Origin of the sequence: Actinomadura fibrosa (assembly GCF_900659615.1) — a bacterium.
GTDB classification, from domain to species: domain Bacteria; phylum Actinomycetota; class Actinomycetes; order Streptosporangiales; family Streptosporangiaceae; genus Spirillospora; species Spirillospora fibrosa.
This window is the reverse complement of record NZ_CAACUY010000108.1, coordinates 23,194-29,840: the sequence shown is the minus strand read 5'-3', so window position 1 is coordinate 29,840 and position 6,647 is coordinate 23,194. Positions and strand designations below refer to the sequence as shown.

Annotated in this window: 5 protein-coding genes; 3 read left to right on the top strand and 2 right to left on the bottom strand. The window is 73.5% G+C overall.

Annotation, left to right across the window (positions count from 1 at the left end; genetic code table 11):
• Positions 1-46: 46 nt before the first annotated feature.
• Together E1300_RS28925 and E1300_RS28915 are read right to left on the bottom strand one after the other, a co-directional pair.
• Entirely contained in the window at positions 47-760 is a 714-nt protein-coding gene (locus tag E1300_RS28925) for a DUF4129 domain-containing protein (protein ID WP_131760254.1), read from the bottom strand.
• Complete coding sequence (locus tag E1300_RS28915) at positions 760-1,980, bottom strand: glycerophosphoryl diester phosphodiesterase membrane domain-containing protein (protein ID WP_207400010.1); 1,221 nt, start codon at positions 1,978-1,980, stop codon at positions 760-762. Before E1300_RS28915 ends, E1300_RS28925 begins: the two co-directional genes overlap by 1 nt.
• 394 nt (positions 1,981-2,374) lie before the next feature.
• On the opposite strand from E1300_RS28915, the gene mtrA reads away from it, so the two are divergent.
• The 3 genes from mtrA (at position 2,375) to E1300_RS28900 (ending at position 6,640) form a co-directional block, all read left to right on the top strand.
• On the top strand, positions 2,375-3,052 hold the full coding sequence (gene mtrA / locus E1300_RS28910) for an MtrAB system response regulator MtrA (RefSeq protein WP_021598338.1): 678 nt from the start codon (positions 2,375-2,377) through the stop codon (positions 3,050-3,052).
• 136 nt (positions 3,053-3,188) lie between these two features.
• A complete protein-coding gene (mtrB, locus tag E1300_RS28905; protein WP_131760251.1) occupies positions 3,189-4,826 on the top strand; it encodes an MtrAB system histidine kinase MtrB in 1,638 nt (545 codons plus the stop codon).
• 2 nt (positions 4,827-4,828) lie between these two features.
• Positions 4,829-6,640 (top strand): LpqB family beta-propeller domain-containing protein, encoded by a 1,812-nt coding sequence (locus tag E1300_RS28900; protein ID WP_131760250.1) that lies wholly within the window; start codon positions 4,829-4,831, stop codon positions 6,638-6,640.
• The last annotated feature ends 7 nt before the right edge of the window (positions 6,641-6,647 follow it).

Genomic DNA, 6,647 nt, shown 5'->3' with positions numbered 1-6,647 from the left:
CCGGACGCGCCGGCGGCCGGTCCGGTGCCCCGGGGCGGCGACTGGATCACCATCGCGGGCCTCCGTCCTCGTCGGCCCCTGCCGCGGAGCCCGTCCCGGCGCCCGCCGCGGCGCCCGCGGGGGCCAGGTCGTCGGACTCCAGGGGCTTCGGACGCGCCGCCTGCAACCGCTCGTCCAGCGCCCTGAGGCGCCCGTAGCCGTCCGGCGTGCCGGGCCGGTCGCCGTACCAGACGTCATCGAAGATCAGGACGCCGGCGCGCAGCTCGTCCGCCAGCTCCGGCACCGCCGCGCCCGCCTCGGCGGCCAGCTCGTCGGCCGTCCGGCCGGGCCGCGGCCCGAGCACCGCCCGCTCCTCCAGGTCGCGGGCGATCGCGCGCAGCCGCTCCCGGATCGCCTCGGCCCACTCGCCCGCCGCGGCGTGCCGCTCGGCCGCCTCCCGGTGGTCGAGGGCCGTGGACGGCTCGTCCTCCAGCAGCGGCGCCCGGCGGGACCGCAGGTTGCCGCGCCCCCACATCAGCCACACGACCAGGGCGATCGCGGCGACCAGGATCACGATGATGATCGCTATCGACATCCAGCCGCCGCCGTTGCCGTGCGCGTTCGGCTGCCCGGCATGGCTGAACAGGTCGCGGAGCCAGTCGGCGAAGCGGTCCCAGGTCCGCTCCAGCCAGGACGGCGTGTCCCGCTCGTAGATCTGCTTGTCGAGCTCGCGGCGGGCCGCCTCGCGGGCCTCGTCCCGTCCGATCGGGGGTTCCAGCATCACGGTCGCGCACCGCCTTCCGGCCAGGCCGCCGCCGGGGGAGGACCTTGGGACCCCGCCGGTGGCGTCGCGTACGGCCCCGGCGGAGGCGACGCGTACCCAGGTGGAGGCGACGCGTACCCAGGCGGAGGCGACGCGTATCCAGGCGGAGGTGGCGCGTATCCAGGTGGAGGCTGCGCGTACGACCCCGTCGAGGGTGGCGCGTGCGGCCCAGCCGGGGGCGGAGTCTGGGAGCGCGTCGAGGGGGCGGGACGCCACACGCCGGCGAAGTCCTCGACGGCGGCCGAGCGGCCCCGCAGCCGCAGGTCGAGGTCGAGGCCCTCGCGGCGCATCCGCCGGTCCATGTAGAGCAGCGTGATCACGCCCGCGTCGAACGGCAGCACCACCGACCAGCTCACGATGCGGCCGAGCGTGTCCCAGGCGAGCGCGGCCACCTCCGCGCCGCCGTCCGGCTCCGTGCCGAACACGGCGAGCTGCACCAGCAGGAACGGGATGCGCAGGGCGAAGAACCCCATGAACACGGTTACCAGGAGGGCCAGCAGGAGCGTCCCGCAGGTGCGCCACCACCTGCCCTTGGACAGCGTCCACGCCCGCCGCAGCGCCCCCGAGACCGTCTCCCGCTCCAGGACCACGGCCGGGACGGCCTGGACGAGCAGGATGTACAGCCACACCATCAGCCCGATGCCGAGCGGGAAGCCCAGCAGCGCGGCCACCACGCCCAGCGCCGGATGCGCGTTCACGGCCACCAGCGCGAAGAACGGCACGACCGGAACGACCAGGGCCAGCAGCGACACCGCCATGACGGCCCCGGCGGTCGCCGCCAGCCGGCCGAGCCGCGGCCGGACGTCCCGCCACACCTGGCCCGGCGGGATCGGCAGACCCATCATCTCCCGGCCGAGGACCGGCCCCAGCAGGCCCGCCAGCAGCAGGATCCCGTAGGCCGACAGCACCAGCCCGACGGCGCCGAGGGTGACCTGCGCGCCGAACGAGCGCAGCAGCACGCCCGGCGTCACCTCCTCGCGCGCGTTCGTCCCGACGAGGTAGTAGGCGACGACCGAGCTCGCCACCTGGATCACCGTGCTGATCGCGGCGGACAGGCCGAGGATCGTGCGCGGGCGCCGCCGCAGCCCCGCGATGGCCCCGTCCAGCAGCTCCGAGATGGACATGGGGCGGAACGGGACGGCGCCGTCCACGTCGTCCCAGCCGTCCGGTCCCGGCATCTTGGCTCCCTGCGATCCGCGGCGGGGGTCTCCGGCGCCCTCCGCTCGGGGCGCCCGGTCAGGTCATCCTGTCACGGGCAGCCTGCCGCGAATGCCGTGCCTGACCGTGTTGGTGGCGATCTATACCGGGAAGCGCGACCTGAGCCCGCGGATACCGCCGACTCGGCCGAAGTGCCGCGTGATGTCCGCGAGTCACCCGTACAATCCGCCCTTTGTATAAGGATGGTGTAAGGCGGACGGCGCGCGCGGAGTCCCCGCGGGTCCGCCCCCGGCCGCCGAGGAGAGTCATGTACGAGGCAAACGCAGGTAACCTTGCACGCCAAGGCTTGTCTCTCCCTGGCGAGGTGGGGATCACCCCCCTCCACCGAACCCCGACTTTGTGACGATGAGGGCCATGAGAGGACGTGTACTGGTCGTCGACGACGATCTCGCGCTCGCCGAGATGCTCGGCATCGTGCTGAGGGGCGAGGGCTTCGAGCCGTCGTTCGTCCACGACGGCGACAAGGCGCTCGAGGCGTTCCGGGAGACCCGGCCCGACCTCGTGCTGCTCGACCTGATGCTGCCCGGCGCGGACGGCATCGACGTCTGCCGGCAGATCCGCGCCGAGTCCGGCGTCCCGATCGTCATGCTGACGGCCAAGAGCGACACCGTCGACGTCGTCCTCGGCCTCGAATCGGGCGCCGACGACTACATCGTGAAGCCGTTCAAGCCCAAGGAGCTGGTGGCGCGCGTGCGCGCGCGCCTGCGGCGCACCGACGAACCCGCGCCCGAGACCCTGCAGATCGGCGACATCACCATCGACGTCGCCGGGCACTCGGTCAAGCGCGGCGACCGGCACATCCCGCTGACCCCGCTGGAGTTCGACCTCCTCGTCGCCCTGGCCCGCAAGCCGCGCCAGGTCTTCACCCGCGAGGTCCTGCTGGAGCAGGTCTGGGGCTACCGGCACGCCGCCGACACGCGCCTCGTCAACGTCCACGTCCAGCGGCTCCGCGCCAAGATCGAGAAAGACCCGGAGCGGCCCGAGATCGTCGTCACCGTGCGCGGTGTCGGCTACAAGGCCGGTCCCGCCTGACCGAGCACGCCGGGCGAAGGCCCCGGAACGTCCGGGGCCGCCCCACTGAGGACACGGACCCGCTCGCCCGGATCCCCCGCGACCCCCGGAGCGGCACGCCGATGACCGAGCCCCTGCGTCCACCCACCGACCGCCCATGAACCTCTCCCTGGACCGAGCGAAGCGGGTCACCCGGCGCGGGCTGCGCGGGGTGCGCCGCGTGCTGCGCGGCACCGCCCGGCGCGGCTACGCGCGCTGGCGCCGCTCCATCCAGGTACGCGTGGTCACCTCCACACTGTTCATCTCGGCGATCGTCGTCGCGATCCTCGGCGCGTTCCTCATGCAGCAGGTCTCGTCCGCGCTGATGGACGGCAAGGTCAAGGCCGCCCGCCTCCAGCTCGACGAAGGCCTCGCCCAGGTGCAACGCGACCTCGGCACCACCTCCGAGGACGACAACCGCCTGAACGCCATGGTCAACCGGCTCAAGGCCAGAAGCGGCCCGTCCGGGCTGTACGAGGTGTACATCCGCGACACCACCGAGCAGTACTTCGACGGATACGCCACCAACGAACTCCGCGAGGAGAGCGTCCCGCGCAGGCTCCGCGACGAGCTCCGCCACGCACCGGCCGGATCGCGTGCCTACACCTACGGCAAGCTCTCCTACGTCGGCGACCGCCCCTCCGAACGCGGCCTCATCGTGGGCGGCCGCACGGGCCAGTACGAGCTGTACTACCTGTTCCCCCTCGAACAGGAGCAGCGCACCCTGACCAACGTCGGCCGCTCCATGGCCGGGGTGGGCATCGTCCTCGTGCTCCTCCTCGCCGCGATCGCCTCCCTCGTGACCCGCCAGGTCGTCATCCCCGTGCGGCTCGCCGCCCAGGGCGCCCAGCGGCTCGCGGCCGGACGCCTCGAAGAGCGCATGCGCGTCCGCGGCGAGGACGACCTCGCCCGCCTCGCCCGCTCCTTCAACGACATGGCCGCCAACCTCCAGGACAAGATCGGTGAGCTGGAGGACCTGTCCCAGGTCCAGCGCCAGTTCGTCTCGGACGTCTCGCACGAGCTCCGCACCCCCCTGACCACCATCAGGATCGCCGCGGACATGCTCTACGAGAGCCGCGACACCTTCGACGACCCCGCCGTCGGCCGCTCCGCCGAACTCCTCCAGAGCCAGCTCGAACGCTTCGAGTCCCTGCTCGCCGACCTGCTGGAGATCAGCCGCCACGACGCCGGAGCCGCCACCCTGGACGCCGAGTCCCTCGACATGCGCGACCTCGTCCTCCGCGTCGTCGGCGACATCCAGGGCCTCGCCGAGCGCAAGGGCAGCAAGGTCGTCCTCCAGCTCCCCGGCGAACCCTGCATGGCCGAGGTCGACCGCCGCAGGGTCGAGCGCATTCTCCGCAACCTCCTCGTCAACGCCGTCGAGCACGGCGAAGGCGAGGACATCGTCGTCTCCGTCGCCGCCGACCGCGACGCCGTCGCCGTCGCCGTCCGCGACCACGGCGTCGGCCTCAAACCCGGCGAGGGCCAGATGGTCTTCGACCGTTTCTGGCGCGCCGACCCCGCCCGCGCCCGCACCACCGGCGGCACCGGCCTCGGCCTGTCCATCTCCCGGGAGGACGCCCAGCTCCACGGCGGCTGGCTCCAGGCCTGGGGCGAACCCGGCAACGGATCCCAGTTCCGCCTGTCCCTGCCCCGCGTCGCCGGGGCCGAGCTCCGGGGCTCCCCGCTGCCGCTCGTCCCGCCCGGGGCCGGCGACGCGCGCCCCCTCTTCGCCGAGCTGGAGGCGGGAGACTGACCATGGGGCACCGAGCAACCCCACCCCCGCGTCCGGCGGCGAAGCGCCTCCGGACGGCGGCACTCGCGGCGGCCCTCCTCACCCTCGGAACCGGCTGCGCCACCGTCCCCGGCGGCGGGCAGGTCGTCACGGGCAAACCCGCCGAAGGCGCCGAACGCGTCGACGACCCCTACGTCCGGCTGATCCCCGTCCGCCCCCGCGCGAGCTGGGGGCCCGACGAGATCGTCTCCGGTTTCCTGGCCGCGTCCGCGAGCTTCGACGACGACCACGAGGTCGCCCGGGAGTACCTCAGCCCGCAGAACTCCTGGAAACCCGGCCTCCGCCCCTACGTGACCGTCCTCCAGAGCCGCATCTTCGGCCCCGACATCCTCAAGGCGACCGACGAGCAGGCCACCGTCCGCGTCACCGGCGCCCAGCTCGGCACCATCAGCTCCGACGGCCAGTACACCGCCGCCCCCAAGGACCTCGACGCCACCTTCCAGCTCGCCAAGAACCCCCAAGGCGCCTGGCGCATCACGAACCTGCCCGGCGAGGAGAAGTCCGGCCTGCTTCTCACCAAGGACGACGTCGAGCGCGCCATGCGCCCCGTCAACCTGTACTTCTACGCCCCAGGCCGCGACAACCTCGTCCCCAACGGCATCTTCCTCCCCGTGGTGGACCGCGAGACCCTGCCCGCCCAGCTCGTCCAAGCCCTCCTCACCGGCCCGACCTCCTGGCTGAACGGCGCCGTCCAGAGCGCCTTCCCCACCGGAACCCGCCTGCGCCGCCTCGACGTCGACAAGGACGTCGCCGTCGTCGACCTCACGAGCCAGGCCCGCGGCGGCAGCGTCGAACGCATGTCCGCCCAGCTCAGCTGGACCCTGCGGCAGCTCTCCGGCATCAAGCGGTTCCGGCTCCGCATCGCCGGCGAGACCGTCGCGCCCGACGGCGGCGACTCCACCCAGCCCGTCGGCGGCTGGGCCGGCAACTCGCCCGACGGCCGCACCACCAGCGGCCAGTCCGACCAGACCGCCTACCTCGTCGGCGCGTCCGGCTTCCTCGGCGCCCTGGAGGACGACCACGCCCAGCCCGTCGTCACCGGCCCCGCGGGCCGCCTCTCCCGCCCCGCCGTCGCCCCCGACTACCAGGAACTCGCCGGCCTCGGCTCCAAGGGCGACCGGCTCTTCATCGCCGGCCCGCTCACCGGCGCCCCCGCCGCCCGTCCGCTGCTCACCGCGGGCCGCGGCGCCCGCTTCACCGCCCCGTCCTGGAGCCCCGACGGCACCCTCTGGACGGTCGAGAGCAAGACCGACCAGTCGCGCCTCTGGGTCCGCCAGCGCAACAGGCCGCCCGTCCTCGCCGCCCACTGGGGCCTCGGCGGCCGCCAGGTCCTCGCCTTCCGCGTCGCCCGCGACGGCGTCCGCGCCGCGGTCATCGTCCGCATCGACGGCCGCCTCCAGGTCCAGATCGGCCGCATCGCCCGCGCCGCCGACGGCTCCCTCGACGTCGGCTCGTTCCTCCCCGTCAGCTCCGAGCTCCAGGACGCCGTCGACCTCGCCTGGCGCGACTACGGCACCCTCGCCGTCCTCGGCCGCAAGAAGGGCGACTCGCTGAACCTGCCGTACCTGATGCCCGTCAGCGGCAGCGCCATCACGTCCCTCGGCGTCGGCGCCCTGGGCGACCCCCGCACCATCGCCGCCGCCCCCGGCGCCCCCGTCCTCATCGGCACCCGCTCCAGCAACAAGGACCAGGTCTGCCGCCAGCGCCAGGTCGACAAGTCCTTCAGCGAATGGATCTGCCCCACCCCCGGCCGAGACCCCAGCTACCCAGGCTGACGATCAA